The following is a 2,427-nucleotide window of genomic DNA, read 5'->3' on the forward strand; positions in this document are numbered from 1 at the left end:
GAACTACCCGACGGCGGCCCAGCAACCTCGCGCCAGGTTGCTGGGCCGCCGTCGGGTAGCAATTGGGGGTGTTGGGATTGGGAGGTGAGGAGGATAATGGGACTATGCCGGAGCTGCCTGAGGTCGATGCGCTGGTCGACTTCCTGCGTCCGCGGCTGGTCGGCGATTTCGTCACCCGCGCGGACTTTGCCGAGCTCAGCCTGCTCAAGACCGTCGACCCGAGTATCGATGCGCTCGCGGGACTCGAAATCACCGAGGTGGCCCGCCGTGGGCGAGCCCTCGTCATCGGTTTCGACGGACTCAGTCTCGTCTGCCGGTTCGCCCGAATGGGCTGGCTGAACTGGCATGACACCGCACCGAGTGGTCCGACTCGGATGGGCAAGGGGCCGTTGGGAATGCGTGTAATCCTGGCATCGGGGGCCGCCTTCGACCTCATCGAACCCGGGTCGAAGAAGAACGCCGCCGTGTCCCTCGTCCGCGACCCCTCCGAGGTGCCCGCCCTCGCATCGCTCGGCACCGACGCCCTGAGCCTCACCGTCGACGAACTCGCCCCGGCGCTGTCCGAGTCGACCTCCCGGATCAAAACGGTCCTCGAAGATCAGAGAATCATCGCAGGCCTCGGCAATGCCTATACCGATGAGATCCTCCACGCCGCGAAGCTCTCCCCGTTCGCAACCGCGAAGACCGTCGACCCGCAGACGCTGCACACCGCCATCCACGAGGTGCTCGATGCCGCCCGCAGCAGACTTATCGGCCTGCCGCCGGGCAAGATCAAAACCGCGAAGAAACGCGGATTCTCCGTTCACGGCCGCACAGGTGAGACCTGTCATGTCTGCGGGGAGACCATCGCCGAGGTGTCCTTTGCCGACAAATCCTTCCAGTACTGCCCCGGCTGTCAGACCGGCGGAAGAAAGCTCTCCGACCGTCGAATGGACCGCCTCCTCAAGTAAGGCGCCGCCTCAAGTGACGCCTGCCCGCCGGCATGGACGGCACCTTCGACAGGATCTGTACCGCGCTCGCCGTACCCCCACGCTGGGCGGAGGCGGAAATGGCAGTCGGCGATGCTATGGGCGCGCAGGGCCACCTCGGCGGCATCGGTCCATCCCACCCCGGTCGAGGCGACGTACGCGGCGACCAAGTACGGAGTGCTCGGCTACTTCGAGGTCGTGCACACTGAATTGCGCGGTACCGAGGTTCACTTCAGCGCCGTCATACCCGTAGGCGTCGACACCGTCTTGGTTGCGGGGCCCGGTACCGGTGCGGGCCGATGCTCGCGCCGGCTACGAGGACGCGGCGTTCACGACATCCCGCGCGGGGCGCGGTCGGGGGCAGGCCGCCTCGGCGGAATAGTCCTCCAGATCTATCCGTTGTGCGGAAGTGCGGCCCGTTCGCGGCCGATCATTCGACGAATGGAGGAAAGCTTGACCATGCGGAAGCAGATTCCCGGCACTGACCTGTCCATCTTCCCGATCAATCTCGGCACGAACACCTTCGGGTGGACCGCCGATGAGGCGCAGTCCCATGCCGTCCTCGACGCCTTCGTGGCCGGCGGCGGCAATTTCCTCGACACCGCCGAGTCCTACCCTGCGTGGGTGCCCGGCAACACCGGTCGCGAATCGGAGACCATCATCGGCACCTGGCTGGCCTCGCGCGGCAACCGGGACGAGGTGGTCATCGCCACGAAGGTCGGTGACCACCCCGAGCACAAGACGCAGGATCCGGAATACATCCGCACCGCCATCGACTCCTCCCTGGAGCGTCTGCAGACCGATCACGTCGACCTCTACTACGCCCACCGCGACGATGAGGTGACCCCCATCGCCGAGGTGGCCCGCGTCTTCGATGAGATCGTCCGTTCCGGTAAGGCCAAGCACATCGCGGTGTCGAACTATTCGCCGGCGCGTCTGGCCGGGTGGTTCGCAGCGGCTGAAGACGAAGGGCTGGTCAAGCCGGTCGCGATCCAACCGCAGTACAGCCTCGTCTATCGACGGGAGTTCGAGACCGATCTGCGCCCGGTCGCCGAGCGGCGCGATCTCGCGGTGTTCTCCTACTTCAGCCTTGCCGCCGGCTTCCTCACCGGCAAATACCGCACCGAAGCCGACCTCGAAGGCGCCGATCGGGGTGGAATGGTGCAGGGATATTTCAATGCCGCGGGGCTCAAGGTCGTCGACGATCTCGTCGCGATCGCTGATTCGCACGATGTCGCTCCGACGACTGTGGCGCTGTCCTGGCTGCTGGCCAAGGGAGTGACGGCACCGATCGCCTCGGCCCGCACCCCTGAGCAGCTCGAGGCGGTCATGGCCGCACCCGGGCTCGAGCTCAGCGCCGACGAAGTCGACCGTCTCGACCGGGCCTCCGCGCCGTTCGCGCAGGAAGACCCGTCCTGACCTTCCCTCCCAATTACTACCTGACGGCGGCCCAGCAACC

The 2,427-nt window shown here is 66.1% G+C and carries 2 protein-coding genes; both read left to right on the forward strand.

Annotated elements, in window-relative coordinates; all coding sequences use genetic code 11:
- Positions 1-104 precede the first annotated feature (104 nt).
- A complete protein-coding gene (locus tag AD89_RS0116715) occupies positions 105-950 on the forward strand; it encodes a DNA-formamidopyrimidine glycosylase family protein (protein WP_025780685.1) in 846 nt (281 codons plus the stop codon).
- 459 nt (positions 951-1,409) lie between these two features.
- A complete protein-coding gene (locus AD89_RS0116720) occupies positions 1,410-2,387 on the forward strand; it encodes an aldo/keto reductase (RefSeq protein ID WP_197021791.1) in 978 nt (325 codons plus the stop codon).
- Positions 2,388-2,427: the final 40 nt, after the last annotated feature.

This window comes from Brevibacterium sp. VCM10, assembly GCF_000583215.1.
In the GTDB taxonomy this organism is placed as follows: domain Bacteria; phylum Actinomycetota; class Actinomycetes; order Actinomycetales; family Brevibacteriaceae; genus Brevibacterium; species Brevibacterium linens.